Consider the following 15,257-nt stretch of genomic DNA (forward strand, 5'->3'; position numbering starts at 1 on the left):
ACGACCATAGCGGTCTGGAACCACCTGATCCCATCCCGAACTCAGCAGTGAAACAGACCAGCGCCGATGGTAGTGTGGCTTCTGCCCATGTGAGAGTAGGTCATCGTCAGGCTCCTAATACCCAAACCCCAGCACCTCAAGTGCTGGGGTTTTTTATTGGATGGAAGAAAAGAAGCCGGAATGTATGAAATCAGGGCAACCAGATTTCGAAAACACCGCCACCCAGTTCTCCGCCGTTGTGAAGGCGGATCGAGCCTTCTGTGTCACCTTCGCGGTGAAGCTTCGCTACGGAAGCGGCAAAGAACAGACCCAGGCTGGTGCTGCCCGTGTTGAAATCCAGTGCTTTGAAATTTGGAGTGCCGGTGTGCTGCATGTTTTCGGGGTATCCGTGGCCGTCGTCTTCCACTGCAATGACAAGGTAGCCATCCCGCTCTGCGGCTGTTAACCGGATCTTGGATTTGGTATAGCGAAGTGCATTGTTGATGGTGTTGTTCAACACGCCTGTCAGAAGGTCCGCATCGAAAAAACCGTTGGTCTCTTCTGCATCCAGCTCGAACTCTATGCCCATGCCATCGAGAAGGGGGGTGTGCCGTGCCATGTGTTCGGAGAGAAAATCCGGTACGAAATGCTCTTCAATATGCGCAGACAGGTTATTTTCGCCAAGCCTGTATATGCCCAGCAACTGCACCAGATCGCTGTGCATGCGTTCCGCTTCGTATTGCAGCGTGTTAAACGAGGGTGTTTCGCCTAGCGCCTGATTCTGTTCACGACGCAAATCATCAAGGGTGTTAAGAAGCATTCCCAGCGAGTTCTTCATGTCGTGGACAGCCGATGCCAGGACCATTGAAAAGTCGATCTCATGATCCGATTGCCGCGTTGTCTTTTGGGTTTCCGGATAATCAGAGGTCATGCACTCATTCCTTTCAGTTTCTGTCTCAATGACACCAGCCGACGATACTGGCGGTGTTGTTCTGGTAAGCTGTCGAGTCTCGCGATGTGCTTTTGGGCGTCCCGGATGAGAGATTGATCTTCTGATCCCTGATACTTCTTGATCAGAACCTGAGTGAGGTTCAGATTAAGGGCGGCGTGATCAGGGACAATAGACAGGGCTTCCGAGAAGATCCTGATGGCTTCGTCCAGGTTCCCGTCTTCGAAGGCTTTGATCCCGTTTCGATTCAAAGAACGGGCTTTCAGCTTTTGTTGGAATCCAACGGGTTCATCCAGCAGATTTTCGATCTTCTGGAGCAGTGAGGGGTCGTTTTCGCAGCGGTGCGCCAACTTTCCGAGTAGCTGTTTTGCCTCATCGTGTTCGTCGAGGCGAAACAGGGTTTTCGCGTAATCAAGGCCCAGTTCCGGATCCAGGTTTTCTATAGTCGCGAGTTCGTCCTTTACGCTCTCCAGGGCTTTGTTCGCTTCTTTAAGGCTGCCCTGGCCGGCGTGAACCCTTGACTGAACAACCCTGCTTCGCAGTTTGACATTTTCCTCTTCTGGGAAGCGCCTTTCCATTCGCCGGAGTATGGCCAGCGCCTCCGAAGCCCAGCCCTGACCATCCGTTGAGGTGTCACCTTCGCTCAGATCGGACAGAGAACTGCCTAATTGCAGGTAGTGATCTGAACTGTCGTGAATAGAGTGTGTGCCAAGGGTGACGGTCTGACGCCAAGCGTCAGACGCCGTCGGAAGATCCTGGTTCGAGGTAGCCAGATTGGCCAGCTGTTTATGTCGAAGCAGCGCGTTGGGCGATAGGTCGGCGGCTTTTTCAAGTATCTTCTGGGCCTGCGTGGGTTGCCCTTTGCGCTCAAGAGCCTCGGCTAAAAGGTCGTAAGCCTCCATGTAGTCAGGGTGTTTTTCGACTAGATCGCTCAGGTTGGAGATGGCTTCTGGATAGTTTTCGGTTGCGACCTGAATGCGTCCCTTTCCCAGTCGGGCCCAGGACAGATCTCTTTGTCCCAGAACGTCGTCATAGATTTTCAGAGCGTGGCTAAAGTCGCCAACCTGAAAGTAGAGGTCGGCAAGTGTCTTCAGGAGCCAGGTTTTATATCTGGGCTGGGTTGGCAAATATTTCAGGCAGAGCGAAATGGCCTCGGGGTAGTTCTCAAGGTCGATTTCGCGGTTAATTGGAAGAAGGGCGTTGCGCTGTCTTATCAGACTGTCCAGACGCTTCTTAAGTACTGAACGGTTGATAGGTTTGGTCAGGTATGCATCCGGCTGATATTCCCTGGCGCCCATGACCATTTCTTTTGAGGTTTCCGCAGTCACCATGAGAAAGATCGATGAGCGTTTCAGCAGTTTCTTGTGTCTCAGCTCTTCAAGAACGTGTTGACCGTTTTTTCCTTCCCCCAGGTTAAAATCGCAAAGCACCACATCGACATGATTATAGGCACAGTGCTGGATGGCAGGCGCTGCCTTGGCGAAGGTTTCGATGCGTTCAGCACCGCAGCTTCTGAGCATCTCACGAATGGAGACCCGAAAATTCTCGAAATCATCGATAACCAGGTAGCTTAATTTACCAAATGGATTGGCTGCCGATGTGGATTTTGTGTCAGTCATTGTTTCCGCTGCTTGAGAAGTTTATTAACCATAGCCCGCAGAGCGGCTGGTTTTACCGGCTTGTACAACACCTGATAGCCCCGGTTGATGGCGTCTTCCCGCACTTCGGGGGCCATATATCCTGTAATCAGAATGCCGGGAATGTTCATGTCCAGTTCCTTTCGAATTGAATCCATGGCATCCAGACCATTCTGATTATCATCAAGCTGGTAGTCGGCCAGAATGATGTCTGGTCGTTCGTTCTCCAGCTTGTTTCTGGCAGCTTCAAGGCTCTCGGCTGTCTTGATGTCGCAATCCCAGTTCGCCAGAAGTGCGGTCATGCCGTGCAGTATCGACGGGTCATTGTCGATACAGAGCACCTTTAGCCCTCCCAGACTGGACACCCGTCGGCTAGCAACATTCTGCTGTTTTGGGGTTGCTTCAGTTCGCTCCGGGACAGCCAGTGGCACGGTAATGGAAAAGACGCTACCGATACCCTGCACAGAGCGCACATTGACCGGGTGATCCAGCATATTGCTGATCCGGTCGACGATCGCCAGGCCAAGCCCCAGGCCTTTTTGATCCCTGCCTTGCTGAAATCGCCGGAATTCCTCGAATATTTTTGCAATCTGATCGTCGGGAATTCCCGGCCCGGTGTCCCAGACCTCAATACGAATATAGCCGCGAAGTCGCCGACAGCCCAAAAGTATTCGTCCATTCGGAGTATAGCGAATGGCGTTCGAGAGGAAATTCTGGATGACCCGTCGCAAAAGCTTGGAATCCGACCGCACCCAGGCACGGCTTGGCACGACATGCAGGTCCAACCCTTGATCTTTCGCAATGGCAGAAAAATCATTGGCCAGATGACGCATGATGTCATTAACAGGAAAGGTGCCTATGTCTGGTTCCAGGGCACCGGCATCCAGTTTGGAAATGTCCAACAGTGTGCTGATGATTTCCTCTGCCGCGCCCAGTGAGCTGTCGATGTGGTCTACCAGATCGGCGGTCTCGGAATCGGTCTTTTTGCCGGCCAGCGCTGAAGTGAACAGGCGGGCAGCGTTCAGAGGCTGAAGCAAATCGTGGCTGGCCGACGCCAGAAAACGGGTTTTGCTCTGGTTGGCCTGTTCCGCCACTGATTTGGCTTTCAGCATTTGTTCGTTGATAACCTGCAATTCCTGCGTGCGCTCTTTGACCCGTTGTTCCAGGTAGATGTTGGTTTCCTTCAGGGCCTGCTCTGTGCGACGCATGGACGTGATGTCCTGGAAGGTGGTGACGTAGCCACCGCCGGGAATGGGGCTGCCATCAATACGGATGACAGTTCCGTCAGGTCGCTGACGCTCGTAGGACATGGGCAGGCCGTCGCGCATGCTGCTGCAGCGGTCCTCGATGATTTCATCGATGCGTGTGGCAGGTAGATTGGCGCTGGTAAGGTTGTACCGCATCAGGTCCTGAATTGGTCGCCCGACTCGCACAAATCCGGTGGGGTAACCGAACATTTCCAGATAGCGATGGTTCCAAACCACCAACTGCTGCTGATTGTTAACCAGGGACACGCCCAGGCTGATGTTCTCGATAGCAGACTGCAGGAGTTCCCTGCTGAAGGTCATTGCCTGCGATGCTTCGTCGACAATGCTCACCACATCCTCGATCTGCATATCGCGACCGGTGAGCGTGGACTCCAGCACCACCCGAGCGGTTGACGCACCAATCACCGATGCCAGTTGCCGCTCAATGAATTTCATCAAATGGGCAGACGCAGGACGCTGGGGATGCAGGCGAATGGCATTTCGCCGTTCGTAGTTACGGAAGATGGCTTCCGCGCGCTCTTCCCCCATGAACCGGTCCGTGATGGCTTGCAGATCCGAGGTCAAAACCTCGCCTTGCCAGCTTTGCTGTTGGACAGTCTCAGCGCGGGGCTGTGGGTCATGGAAAAAAGACGCAATCTGAATTTTTTCTCTGACTCTTTGGCGGGTAAGCAATGACAGAAGCACATAAGTCGCCGTGTTGACCCCAAGGCTCCAGATGATGCCGTGGCTGATCTGGTCAAGCTCAAGACCAAACAAAGCGGTAGGTCTTGTCCAGCTCAGGCCGCCAATGCCATTGGTAATCAGCGTGTCGTTTAGCCAGCCAGTCGAGGCAAGCGCTGGAAGCAAAAGGGTATATCCCCACAGCAGGAAGCCCAGCCCAAGCCCCCAGATAGCGCCCTGATAGTTGCCGTTACGCCAAAGTATACCGCCCACCAACGCGGGCCCGAATTGGGCGGCTGCGGCAAAGGATAGCAGCCCAAATGCTGTCAGGCTGTAGTCCTCACCCGCCATTCTGTAGAAGCCGTAGGCTGTCAGCAGAATCACAAAAATGGCAATACGCCGAATGCTTAACAGCAGGTCGCTCAGGTCCGCACGCTTGTTCATCCTGGGCCGGAAAAATTTCAATAGCGCCGGCATGATGATTTCGTTGGAGATCATGGTGGAGATGGCTACTGAACAAACGATAACCATGGCGGCAGCGGCAGAACCTCCCCCGAGAAAGGCCAGTATCGCCAGCCATTGTTCCCCGGCCAGAATCGGCAGGTTGAGAATCAGGATGTCAGGGTCTGCAGCGGACGCTTCAGCAGACAGCAACCCGGCGGCGGCAATAGGAAGCACGAAAGCGCTGGCAATCACCAGATAGATGGGCATGGCCCATCTGGCTGTCTCGAAATCTCGATGGTCGGTGTTCTCCACGACCATCACATGGAATTGGCGGGGCAAACAGATAATGGCCAGCATCGCCACCAGCGTCTGAGTAATGAAGGCAGGTGCCTCAATACCGTCCGTGGTTAGCTTACCCATCAGATTCTTGTCGCTTACCTGCTGCCAGAGATCGCCAAAGCCGCCGTAGAGTCCATAACCGACGAACAGTCCCACGGCAACAAACGCAACGATCTTGATGATTGATTCGAAGGCGACGGCCTGAATCATGCCGCGATGGTGCTCGGTGGATTCCAGGTGACGCGTGCCGAACAGAACCGTGAAAATGGCCAGCGCCAGAGTGATGTACCAGGCAGAGTCGTTCCATGCCAAATTGCTGACGTAGTTGCTGGTATCTCCTGAAGAAAGGACATTGAAGCCCATCGAGATAGCTTTCAGTTGCAGGGCGATGTAGGGCACGCTGCCAATCAGCGCAAAAATGGCAACCAGGGCAGCAAGCGACTGGGATTTGCCATAGCGCGAAGCAATAAAGTCAGCGATGGACGTGGTGTTGTTACGTTTGCTGATAAAGATGATGCGTCGGAGCAGGGGAGCGCCAAACACAAATATCAGCAATGGGCCAAGGTAGATCGGCAGATATCCCAGCCCCTCCTGGGTTGCGCGCCCGACGGCACCGTAGAAGGTCCATGATGTGAAATAGACCGCCAGAGAAAGCCCATAGATGTGTGTTCTGACCAGACGCCGACGGTAAAGTCCCGGATACTTGTCGCCGGCCCAGGCAATGAAAAACAGAACCGAAATGTAGGAAATTGAGATTAATACCAGTAGCCAGGCGCTGATCATATCCTGCTCTTTACTGACAGACGGTCTGGAGCAGCCTGTCTTTCGCTCCCAGCCGCTTCATATTATCGACCCTTGGCTTACCATCGGAGCCAACGGGCACCAATTCCCGGTTGCCGCAGTGCAGCAGGTGCACCTGATGTGACACGACATCGGTGATTTTCTGCTCAAATCGATACAGGGTGAAATGGAATACCTCCTCGTTGCCTTCACTACGCTTGATGCTTTTGGTGTCAACGGTTGAAAAAGCGGTCACGTAGGGCGCAACAAATGTCCATGGGCGCCAGAGAATGCCGTCAGATTCTGTATCCACGATAACGGCTTCTTCTGGCAACTGAGACTGTTTCAGTTCGAACCAGGTGTACTCGCCATATATAAGGTAGCCCAGCATGCCGGCGCCGGCGAACACGGGAATGAGCCATTTCGGAGCTTTGTTGCCGGCAACGGCGCGGATGCCGAGCGCAATGCCTGCTGCCCCCAGCCCGCAGAATATCGTGGCGATAAACGTCCAGAACATAGATAGAATTCCCTCAAAAAAGAACGGGCTCCCTCAAGGAGGAAGCCCGCTCGGTATTAACCTGCCAGCCAAGAGGCCGTTTCAGGTTGGTTTAGTACTCAGTGGTCGTGAGCTGAGCCGGCCCCACGTGGGTAACGGACGCTTTCGACCAGTTCCTGAATCTCAACCGGCGGTTCTTCAGTTGCATTGGATACAATGAAGGCTACCGTAAAGTTGACGACTGCACCAATCGCACCGATGGACAGTGGGGAGATGCCCAGTACCCAGTTTTCAGGGGTATCTGCCAGGTTGTTGGTGCCAGGAATGAACAGCCAGCCCTTGTAGACGAATATGTAGGTCAGCGTGAAGGCCAGACCGCTCAACATGCCGGCAATGGCGCCAACGTTGTTCACCCGCTTGGAGAAGATCCCCATCATCAGGGCAGGGAACAACGATGCGGCCGCAATACCAAAGGCCAGTGCCACCACCTGCGCCGCGAACCCGGGCGGGTTTGCACCCAGATAGGTTGCGACGACGATCGCGACTGCCATTGATATCCGCGCTGCCATCAATTCCCCTTTATCCGTTATGCTGGGATTGATTCGCCCTTTTATCAGGTCGTGACTGACTGCCGAGGATATCGCCAGCAACAGACCGGCCGCTGTCGACAAGGCTGCTGCCAGACCACCCGCGGCGATCAGGCCGATGACCCAGCCGGGCAGGTTGGCAATCTCCGGGTTGGCCAGTACCAGGATGTCCCTGTTAACGACCAGCTCGTTGCCGTTCCAGCCACGGGATTCGGCTTCATCCTCAAATGCTGGCGTGTCGTTGTACAGCTGAATACGGCCGTCGTTGTTCTTGTCTTCAAAGGTGATCAGCCCGGTGATTTCCCACTCTTTGATCCAGTTCGGGCGCTCATCGTACTCAAGCGGTGCCGCTGCCGTGCCATCAGGATAGATGGTGGTCATCAGGTTCAGGCGGGCCATGGATGCAACGGCCGGAGCAGTCAGGTACAGCAGTGCAATGAATACCAGAGCCCAACCACCAGACCAGCGGGCATCGGCTACTTTCGGTACCGTGAAGAAGCGGATGATCACGTGTGGCAAGCCGGCAGTACCGATCATCAGGGTCAACGTAAACAGAACCATGTTCAGTTTATTGTCGACATCCGCCGTGTACTCGTTGAAGCCCAGATCAGTGATGACCTGGTTCAATTTCTGGAGCAGAGGCAAGCCCGATTCGGTGTGGGTCGAGAACAGTCCCAGGCCCGGAATCGGATTGCCTGTCAGCTGCAACGAGATGAACACCGCAGGAATGGTGTAAGCGATGATAAGCACGCAGTACTGGGCAACCTGGGTATAAGTGATGCCCTTCATGCCGCCCATGACGGCGTAGAGGAAAATCACCACCGCAGCGATCATCAGTCCCATCGTGGAATCGACTTCCAGGAACCGGGAGAAGGCAACACCGGCACCGGCCATCTGTCCGATTACGTAGGTGACCGAAGCCACGATCAGGCAGATAACGGCAACCAAACGGGCATTCTGGCTGTAGTAGCGATCACCAATAAATTCGGGAACGGTGAACTTACCAAACTTACGCAGATAAGGCGCAAGCAACATCGCCAGCAGAACATAACCACCGGTCCACCCCATCAGGAAGGTGGAGTTGGCATAGCCGCCTGCCGCAATCAGGCCCGCCATGGAGATGAACGATGCTGCGGACATCCAGTCAGCACCGATTGCTGCGCCGTTGGTGATCGGATGAACACCGCCACCGGCCACATAGAAATCACTGGTACTACCGGCTTTCGCCCAGATGGCGATACCGATATAGAGGGCAAAGGAGCCGCCTACGAATAATAGATTGATATAAAACTGGTCCATTGCGTTTACTCCTCATGTACGCCGAATTTTTCATCGAGCTTGTTCATGCGCCAGGCATAATGAAAAATCAGAGCGATGAAGGTAAGAATGGAGCCCTGCTGGGCAAACCAGAAACCGAGGTCGGTTCCGCCAATCGGAATGCCTGCCAGCATGGGCCGGAGTAGGATGGCAAAGCCATACGAAACCAGCGCCCAGACAACCAGGCTTCCAAATATTAGGCGGAGATTAGCCTTCCAGTAGGCTTCAGCGTCGTAGCTATGACCTGACATAGGATCACTCCTGTTTTGTTGTTGTAGTGGTGCGTTTTTTGGTGGTACGTGAACGTTCTTATTGCTTTTCGAATTGACGGTCCTTTCTTGACCGCTAGTCCTAATTGACTTTACCCGTCAATAGCGGGATAGATATTGGCAAAAGGTCTAATTCTCGGGTACTTATGCCGGATTGAGAGATTCTTGAGAGCGATGAAGCGGCGGTATTGCTGGCGTTCAGTGGCGATGAACGTCGCGCAGACGACGATAGTATTTAAGGCGTTCGCTGAGCGCTTTCAGGGTGGAAATTCCTTTTTTTTGAGCCTGGTTGATAGCCACCAGGGTCAACTCTGCAGTCGCCAGGGCATCTGCGGCTGCGTGGTGTCTGGCACTGACCTCAAGTCCGAAATGATCAGCCCAGTCGTCCAGGCCGTGACCGGAAGGCTTTGAATCAGGAAAAAAAGCAGGCATAAGATCGGCGACATCGAACCAGGTGTGGCTTTTGGTGTATGCGAGTTTTCGTCGTAGAGTTCGTTCGAGAAAGCTCTGATCAAAGGCCGAGTGGTAAGCCAGAACCGGATCGCCATTCATCCATTCCAGCAAATGCAACAGGGCATCTTCGGTTTCATGTCCTCGGGTCAGGGCTTCAGGCCCAATACCATGAATCAGTACCGTTTCACTGATATCCAGTTCCGGTCGACGTAGCACCAGATCGAACTGATCGCTTAAATCAACGGCATTGTCCTGAATAGCCACAGCGCCAATGGCGATCACCTCATCCTTGGATTGATTGAGACCGGTTGTCTCCAGATCCAGTACGATCAGGCGGCAATCCGTCAGAGACTGCTCTCCCGGCACAACCGGAGGGGGCAGGTCTTCCAGTCTTGGATGCTTGGCTCCCTTCGAACCGATTCGTCCTATAAGCTGCTTCAAGCTATTGATCATGGTCGCGTTCCGGGCGTCTAGAGCTGATAGGTCACTTCCAGTTTCTGCTGAAGGCGCTGGGCTTGCCGAAAAGACTCTCGCAGGATGCGCCGATCCAGAGGATTGAGATCGTCCGGATTAATATAATTGGACAGCGGTTCATTCCGATTCAAAAGTTCCTGATGAGAGCGCATCCTGATGGCCTGGATCAGGCTGTATGCTTCTTTCCAGGCATTGGCGTCCTTCGGATCGAACACTCCTTTCTTCGCCAGCTGATCCATTCTCTCCAGCGTGTTGGCTTGAGCCACGCCGTTGGCGAGGGCAAATACCCGGGCCGCCTCCACAAATGGAGCAAGGCCTTGCCGTTTTAGATCCAGAGATTTGCGGTCGCCGTCTGGCGCGTATCGAAAATTCCGGAACATGGTCAGCGGCGGTTTCCTTTGAACGGCATTACCGGCCAGCATTTTCTGGAACAGATCGTTCTTGCGAATTCTGGTCAAGACCTTGTCCAGCAGTTTGTCCAGCGGCGCCCGGTCGCCAAACACGGCGCGCATGTCGAGAAAGATAGAGGAGTAAACAAGATTCTGGGGTGTTGAGGCGTCGATAAACCGGAGGAACCATTCGTCCCACTCATCACCGCTCAGGCAGAGCTTGGGGTTGCTCGCCATAATGTTGCCCTTACACAGTGTAAAGCCACACTCTGCAAGCTCTTTGGTGACGGTTTCTGCGAAGGGGAGCAGTTTCTCTCGTGCCTGATCTTCTGACATGCCATCCGGCGTCACAAACAGAATGCCGTTGTCCTGATCGGTCAACAGCGTTTGCTCTTGCCGGCCTTCGCTGCCAAACGTCAGCCAGGTGAAGGGCACACCCGGGTCGTTTTTCATCAGGTTGAGTTCCAGAACACGCCGAACCGTCACGTCGTTTAACGTGGTGATGATTTTTACCACCTGTCCGGAGTCCGCTCCGTGTGCCAGCATGGCGTCAACCAGCCGGGATACGTCAGTGCGCAGGCTGACCAGAGTGCGCAGATGGTTCGCCGTGCCAATGGTGCGGGCAAGATTAACCAGGTCAACTCGTTGAAGGGCGAACAGATCTCGTTCTGAAACCATGCCGATCAGCCGGCCGTCATCATCCACCACGCACACGTGCGAAAAGTGGAATTCCGCCATTTTCATCGCCGCCTCGAATGCGTCGGCCTCTGCCGTCAGGCAGCAGGGATCAGGTGTCATCACCTGGCCGATAGGCGTGTCGAGTGGCGCCCGTTCCTCGGCGACCAGTGTTCGCAGATCCCTGAGAGTGAAAATTCCTTTGGGGTGGCGCGTGTCATTGGTAATGACGATGCTGCCCACGCTGTTCTCATGCATGCGCGCTACCGCTTTTCTCACAGGCAGGTCAGGCGAACAGACAATTGGATTACGGATGGCATAGCGTTCCAGCGGCGTGTCCAGCGAGCTGCCGCCACCCATGGATACCATGGCGTTGGACTGAATATTCTGATTGACCTGATCAAGCAGGCTGCTAACGCCGCGAATGCAGAAATCGCGGAAGGCTTCGCTCTCGGATAGCAACGTGATGAATGCATCGTTCTCGATGCTCAGACAGAATGTGTCTCCGGCGGCGCGATGAAGGGTGTGTGTTGGCCGTTCACCAATAAGCGCAGCCAACGGGAAGCATTCGCCAACACTGATTTCGAAGGTGGTTTCTGTCTCTCCGTCTTTCAGACTTCCGCGCTCCCCAACGATTCGCCCCTGCTTTACGATATGAAAGCGGGTAACCGGACCCTCATCGGGCGATAGCACGACATCACCGTCAGCATAGAAACGAAGCGACGCGTGTTCGGCAAAGTGGGCGAGGTGGTTCTCGTCCATGCTCGTAAAAGGCGCATGCTCCCTCAAAAAAGCCATGATGGCTCGGGTATTCTGGGGGCGCGGATTGTCCCTGGAGGTTGCAGGTGATGAAGCGGCCATAATCACTTTCCGTAGTCTTCGATTGTAGCGACAAGTGTAGCCGAATGCAGACCGGCGATTCTTTATGATGGGACAGGCCGGTGATAAAGTTCCAGCTCGTCATGAAAGAAACGATAGCAATATGACAAGTAGAGATGAACGGTTAAGTTTCCTTGAAGAGATGAAAGACGTGCGTCGCATCCGCAAGGCGAACAAAGCCGACGTCAAAGCGCCGAAAGATCTGACGCCCGGGCACCTTGAGCGCCAGAGGGCTGCCGTCGACCAGCGGGCGCCTGATCGCAACCCGCTCACTTCCGATATGGTGGAACCACTGACGGCCCACGATGTCCTCAGCTGGCAGCGCCCGGGTGTACAGCACGGTGTGTTCAAAAAACTGCGGTTGGGGCATTACCCGATTGAGGCCAGGCTGGATCTGCATCGTATGACGGTAGAGCAGGCCAGGCGAGAGGTCTTCGGCTTCGTGAATGACTGTGTTCGCTATGGTCTTCGCTCGGTCATAATTCTGCACGGTAAGGGCGAGCGGAACCCGGATGGCATCGCGCAGCTGAAGAGTTATCTGGCCAAATGGCTGCCCGAATTGAGTGACGTGCTGGCTTTTCACTCCGCCCAGAAACATCATGGTGGCACTGGCGCTGTTTATGTGATGGTTCGTAAAGGCGATCGAGACAAACAGCGTAATCGTGAGATTCACGGCCGAAGATAAGTGTCGGCCTCACTGACAATTACTAGAAAGCCCTGTAACCCTTGGAGAAATTGATGAAGACACTGGTTTTGGTTGTATTTGCAGCGTTCGCGCTGATCGGGTGTAAAGACCGGGTTATCTGGAACGATAACGGCAAAGTGGAAAGCGCGACTGAGGGACGTGAAATCTGGGATTCCAAGGGAAAAATCGACACGGGCGAGCGCAAGATCTGGAACGACAAGGAAGGCGACGCGGTCGTCAAATAACGTGTACGAACGATAACAAAGAACGGGAGAGGACGAATGGCAGTTAACCTGACTGTGAACGGGCAGCCACGCACGCTGAATATTGAGCCGGACACGCCGTTGCTCTGGGTTGTGCGGGATGAGTTGAATCTCAAGGGCACCAAGTTCGGCTGTGGCGCCGGGCTTTGCGGTGCCTGCACCGTTCACCTGAATGGCCAGCCGGTTCGTTCCTGTTCGACACCCGTGCAACTGGCGGAAGGCCAGAGTGTGGTCACGATTGAAGGCCTTGCCCCTCAGGATGGCCTTCATGACCTGCAGCAGGCATGGATCGACCATGGCGTTCCCCAGTGCGGTTACTGTCAGTCTGGCCAGATCATGAGTGCTGCTCATCTGCTTGCCCACAATAGCAACCCGTCCAGGGACGATATTGTCGCTTCTCTGAGCGGAAACCTGTGCCGCTGCGGCACCTATTCCCGAATCATTGCGGCGGTTGAATCGGTCGTTGAGGGTCGAAAAATGAACGATACCGCCAAGGAGGAAGCGTAATGACGTTAAACCGACGCGACTTTCTCAAGGTATCTGCGGCCAGTTCGGGAGGCTTGCTGATTTCATTGTCTCTGCCCGGATGCTCCACTCTGTCCTCTGAATCGGAGAAGGGCGACGAATCCTGGCAGCCTGATGCTTGGCTGGAGCTGACAGGCGATAACCAGATCTATTTCACCCTGGCCCGCGTTGAAATGGGGCAGGGCACCTACACTGGCCTGACAACGCTGATCGCTGAAGAGCTGGACGTCCATCCGGACTTGATCCAGCCAAGATTTGCCCCTGTCGCATCCGTTTACCGAAACCCCCTCTACAAACTTCAGCTGACTGGTGGCAGCACCAGTGTCGCGACCAGTTGGGAGCCGCTGCGCGTGGCAGGGGCTTCTGCTCGAACCATGCTGGTCAAGGCGGCTGCAAAGGTCTGGAAGGTTGATCCTCAATCCTGCTCAACCTCTGACGGCCAGGTCTTTCATCCCAATGAGTCCGATAGCCTCAGTTACGGCAAATTGGTGGCGCTGGCGGCCAAGGAATCGGCACCGTCTAATCCTGCCCTGAAACCACGCAGTGACTGGAAATACATTGGCAAGCAGGGCCCAAGACTGGACGCCGAAGCCAAGTCCACCGGCCAGCCCATTTATGGCATTGATGTGGAACTGGACGACATGGTGTATGCCGTGGTCTCGCGGGCCCCGCGCCACGGAGGCCGTGTTGGTTCTTTCGATGCGTCTAAAGCCCTTGCCATGCCGGGCGTTCTGGATGTGTTCGAGATTGATCGTGGTATCGCGGTCGTGGCAGACAAGTATTGGCGTGCCAGAAAGGCACAGGATGCGCTGACCGTCGAATGGGACAACAGTGAGGCGCTGTCGCTGTCCACTGAGGACGTGTTCGCAAGCTATCACCAGGCCGCGGAAGAGGACGACGGAGAAAGTGAGCGCAGCGAGGGTGATTTTGAAGAGGCGGCAGATACGGCAGATTCCATCGTCGATGCCAGCTACGAGCAGCCCTATCTGGCGCACGCAACCCTGGAGCCGATGAACGCAACGGCGCACTATCGCGATGGGAGTATCGATATCTGGGCGCCGACTCAGGCCCCGGATCTGGGCCGAATCGCAGCAGCCCGGGCCACGGATTTGTCGCCTGATGAAGTCACTATTCACACAACCTTTCTGGGCGGTGGCTTTGGGCGCCGTTTGACCAACGATTACATTGAAGAAGCCGCTGCTGTGGCTTACAAAACCGGCCGACCGGTTAAATTGATCTGGAGCCGGGAGGAAGACACCCGCCACGACTTTTACCGACCAGCCATGCTGCACCGTATGAAGGCCAGTATAAAAGGTGATCAGGTGACGGGTTGGCACCATCAGATCGTCGGGCCACAGATTCTTGACTGGTACGTTCGCAACGCCGCCCCTGCGCAATACCCCTGGGCCCCCAAGTTCATGTACGACACCCTTGGGAAAGTCGGGTTGATGGCGGAAGGCATTGCGACTCCGAAAGATCACTCGGCTATTGAGGGTGCCATCGAATACCCGTATGCGGTTCCCAGCCTGGATATTCGCCATACTCACACCGACCCTGGCGTGCCGATTTCCTGGTGGCGTTCTGTCGGTTTCTCCCACAACGGCTTTGCGGTGGAAACCTTTATGGACGAATTGGCCCACACCCTTGGCCAAGACCCCTACGAGTTTCGGCGCTCGCTGATTGATCATGAGCCCAGGCATCTGGAAGTACTTGAGCGTGTCGTCGCCATGTCCGGTTGGAAGCAGCCTGTGAAAGAGGGGCGTGCCAGGGGTATTGCGCTGTTCCGAAGCTTTGGCACTTACGTAGCTCAAGTTGTGGAGGCAAGCATCAACAATGGCCAGGTTGAGGTGCATCGGGTGGATTGCGCCGTGGATTGTGGCCAGGTGGTCAACCCCGGAATTGTGCGCGACCAGATTGAAGGCGGCATTGTGTTCGGTATTACGGCGGCATTGTTCGGCGAAATTACCCTCAAGGAGGGTGAAATCCAGCAAAGTAACTTCCACGATTACCTGTTGATGCGCAATTATCAGTTGCCGGAGATTGCAGTGGACATCGTGGATAGCCAGGAATCACCGACCGGTGTGGGCGAGCCGGGAGTGCCTCCTGTGATCCCGGCGCTCGGCAATGCGCTGTTCGCATTGACCGGCAAGCGCCAGAGGCGCCTGCCATTGACAGCGAGCGTCTGATCC

Annotated in this window: 12 protein-coding genes and 1 rRNA gene; 5 read left to right on the forward strand and 8 right to left on the reverse strand. The window is 54.9% G+C overall.

Annotated elements, in window-relative coordinates; translation table 11 throughout:
- A 5S ribosomal RNA gene (rrf, locus tag QLQ17_RS16300) occupies positions 1-112 on the forward strand; the annotation flags it as partial.
- Positions 113-190: 78 nt separating this feature from the next.
- Here the strand turns inward: rrf and QLQ17_RS16305 are convergent.
- The 8 genes from QLQ17_RS16305 to QLQ17_RS16340 all read right to left on the reverse strand — a co-directional run bounded on the left by QLQ17_RS16305 (position 191) and on the right by QLQ17_RS16340 (position 11,577).
- Entirely contained in the window at positions 191-910 is a 720-nt protein-coding gene (locus QLQ17_RS16305) for a sensor histidine kinase (protein WP_283210674.1), read from the reverse strand.
- Positions 907-2,547: a tetratricopeptide repeat protein gene (locus QLQ17_RS16310; protein ID WP_283210675.1), complete on the reverse strand. Its 1,641-nt coding sequence runs from the start codon at positions 2,545-2,547 to the stop codon at positions 907-909. The genes QLQ17_RS16305 and QLQ17_RS16310 overlap by 4 nt, the downstream gene beginning before the upstream one ends.
- Positions 2,544-6,059, reverse strand: coding sequence for a hybrid sensor histidine kinase/response regulator (locus tag QLQ17_RS16315; RefSeq protein WP_283210676.1), 3,516 nt, complete (start codon positions 6,057-6,059; stop codon positions 2,544-2,546). Before QLQ17_RS16315 ends, QLQ17_RS16310 begins: the two co-directional genes overlap by 4 nt.
- Positions 6,060-6,069: 10 nt before the next feature.
- Positions 6,070-6,573: a hypothetical protein gene (locus QLQ17_RS16320; RefSeq protein ID WP_283210677.1), complete on the reverse strand. Its 504-nt coding sequence runs from the start codon at positions 6,571-6,573 to the stop codon at positions 6,070-6,072.
- 98 nt (positions 6,574-6,671) lie between these two features.
- Positions 6,672-8,438 carry a sodium:solute symporter family protein gene (locus QLQ17_RS16325; RefSeq protein ID WP_283210678.1) on the reverse strand — a complete coding sequence of 589 codons (1,767 nt, stop codon included), beginning with the start codon at positions 8,436-8,438 and terminating at the stop codon, positions 6,672-6,674.
- 5 nt (positions 8,439-8,443) lie between these two features.
- Positions 8,444-8,707 (reverse strand): DUF4212 domain-containing protein, encoded by a 264-nt coding sequence (locus QLQ17_RS16330; protein ID WP_283210679.1) that lies wholly within the window; start codon positions 8,705-8,707, stop codon positions 8,444-8,446.
- A gap of 216 nt (positions 8,708-8,923) precedes the next feature.
- Positions 8,924-9,631 (reverse strand): 3'-5' exonuclease, encoded by a 708-nt coding sequence (locus QLQ17_RS16335; protein ID WP_283210680.1) that lies wholly within the window; start codon positions 9,629-9,631, stop codon positions 8,924-8,926.
- Between the two features lie 17 nt (positions 9,632-9,648).
- Complete coding sequence (locus QLQ17_RS16340) at positions 9,649-11,577, reverse strand: putative nucleotidyltransferase substrate binding domain-containing protein (RefSeq protein WP_283210681.1); 1,929 nt, start codon at positions 11,575-11,577, stop codon at positions 9,649-9,651.
- A gap of 121 nt (positions 11,578-11,698) precedes the next feature.
- Between QLQ17_RS16340 and smrA the strand changes: the two genes are divergently transcribed.
- From smrA to QLQ17_RS16360, 4 genes are read left to right on the forward strand one after another with little or no spacing between them, the layout of a single operon-like run.
- Positions 11,699-12,280, forward strand: coding sequence for a DNA endonuclease SmrA (gene smrA / locus QLQ17_RS16345; RefSeq protein WP_283210682.1), 582 nt, complete (start codon positions 11,699-11,701; stop codon positions 12,278-12,280).
- A gap of 53 nt (positions 12,281-12,333) precedes the next feature.
- Positions 12,334-12,525, forward strand: a complete 192-nt coding sequence (locus QLQ17_RS16350) for a hypothetical protein (protein ID WP_283210683.1) — start codon at positions 12,334-12,336, stop codon at positions 12,523-12,525.
- A gap of 36 nt (positions 12,526-12,561) precedes the next feature.
- Positions 12,562-13,050, forward strand: a complete 489-nt coding sequence (locus tag QLQ17_RS16355) for a (2Fe-2S)-binding protein (protein ID WP_283210684.1) — start codon at positions 12,562-12,564, stop codon at positions 13,048-13,050.
- Positions 13,050-15,254: a xanthine dehydrogenase family protein molybdopterin-binding subunit gene (locus QLQ17_RS16360; RefSeq protein ID WP_283210685.1), complete on the forward strand. Its 2,205-nt coding sequence runs from the start codon at positions 13,050-13,052 to the stop codon at positions 15,252-15,254. Before QLQ17_RS16355 ends, QLQ17_RS16360 begins: the two co-directional genes overlap by 1 nt.
- The last annotated feature ends 3 nt before the right edge of the window (positions 15,255-15,257 follow it).

It is taken from the genome of Marinobacter sp. CHS3-4 (assembly GCF_030053415.1).
In the GTDB taxonomy this organism is placed as follows: domain Bacteria; phylum Pseudomonadota; class Gammaproteobacteria; order Pseudomonadales; family Oleiphilaceae; genus Marinobacter.

Excerpts from the sequence above, each read along its gene's own strand:
- QLQ17_RS16305 (WP_283210674.1), bottom strand. The coding sequence starts at position 910 with ATGACCTCTGATTATCCGGAAACCCAAAAGACAACGCGGCAATCGGAT.
- QLQ17_RS16310 (WP_283210675.1), bottom strand. The coding sequence starts at position 2,547 with ATGACTGACACAAAATCCACATCGGCAGCCAATCCATTTGGTAAATTA.
- QLQ17_RS16315 (WP_283210676.1), bottom strand. The coding sequence starts at position 6,059 with ATGATCAGCGCCTGGCTACTGGTATTAATCTCAATTTCCTACATTTCG.
- QLQ17_RS16320 (WP_283210677.1), bottom strand. The coding sequence starts at position 6,573 with ATGTTCTGGACGTTTATCGCCACGATATTCTGCGGGCTGGGGGCAGCA.
- QLQ17_RS16325 (WP_283210678.1), bottom strand. The coding sequence starts at position 8,438 with ATGGACCAGTTTTATATCAATCTATTATTCGTAGGCGGCTCCTTTGCC.
- QLQ17_RS16330 (WP_283210679.1), bottom strand. The coding sequence starts at position 8,707 with ATGTCAGGTCATAGCTACGACGCTGAAGCCTACTGGAAGGCTAATCTC.
- QLQ17_RS16335 (WP_283210680.1), bottom strand. The coding sequence starts at position 9,631 with ATGATCAATAGCTTGAAGCAGCTTATAGGACGAATCGGTTCGAAGGGA.
- QLQ17_RS16340 (WP_283210681.1), bottom strand. The coding sequence starts at position 11,577 with ATGGCCGCTTCATCACCTGCAACCTCCAGGGACAATCCGCGCCCCCAG.
- smrA (WP_283210682.1), top strand. The coding sequence starts at position 11,699 with ATGACAAGTAGAGATGAACGGTTAAGTTTCCTTGAAGAGATGAAAGAC.
- QLQ17_RS16350 (WP_283210683.1), top strand. The coding sequence starts at position 12,334 with ATGAAGACACTGGTTTTGGTTGTATTTGCAGCGTTCGCGCTGATCGGG.
- QLQ17_RS16355 (WP_283210684.1), top strand. The coding sequence starts at position 12,562 with ATGGCAGTTAACCTGACTGTGAACGGGCAGCCACGCACGCTGAATATT.
- QLQ17_RS16360 (WP_283210685.1), top strand. The coding sequence starts at position 13,050 with ATGACGTTAAACCGACGCGACTTTCTCAAGGTATCTGCGGCCAGTTCG.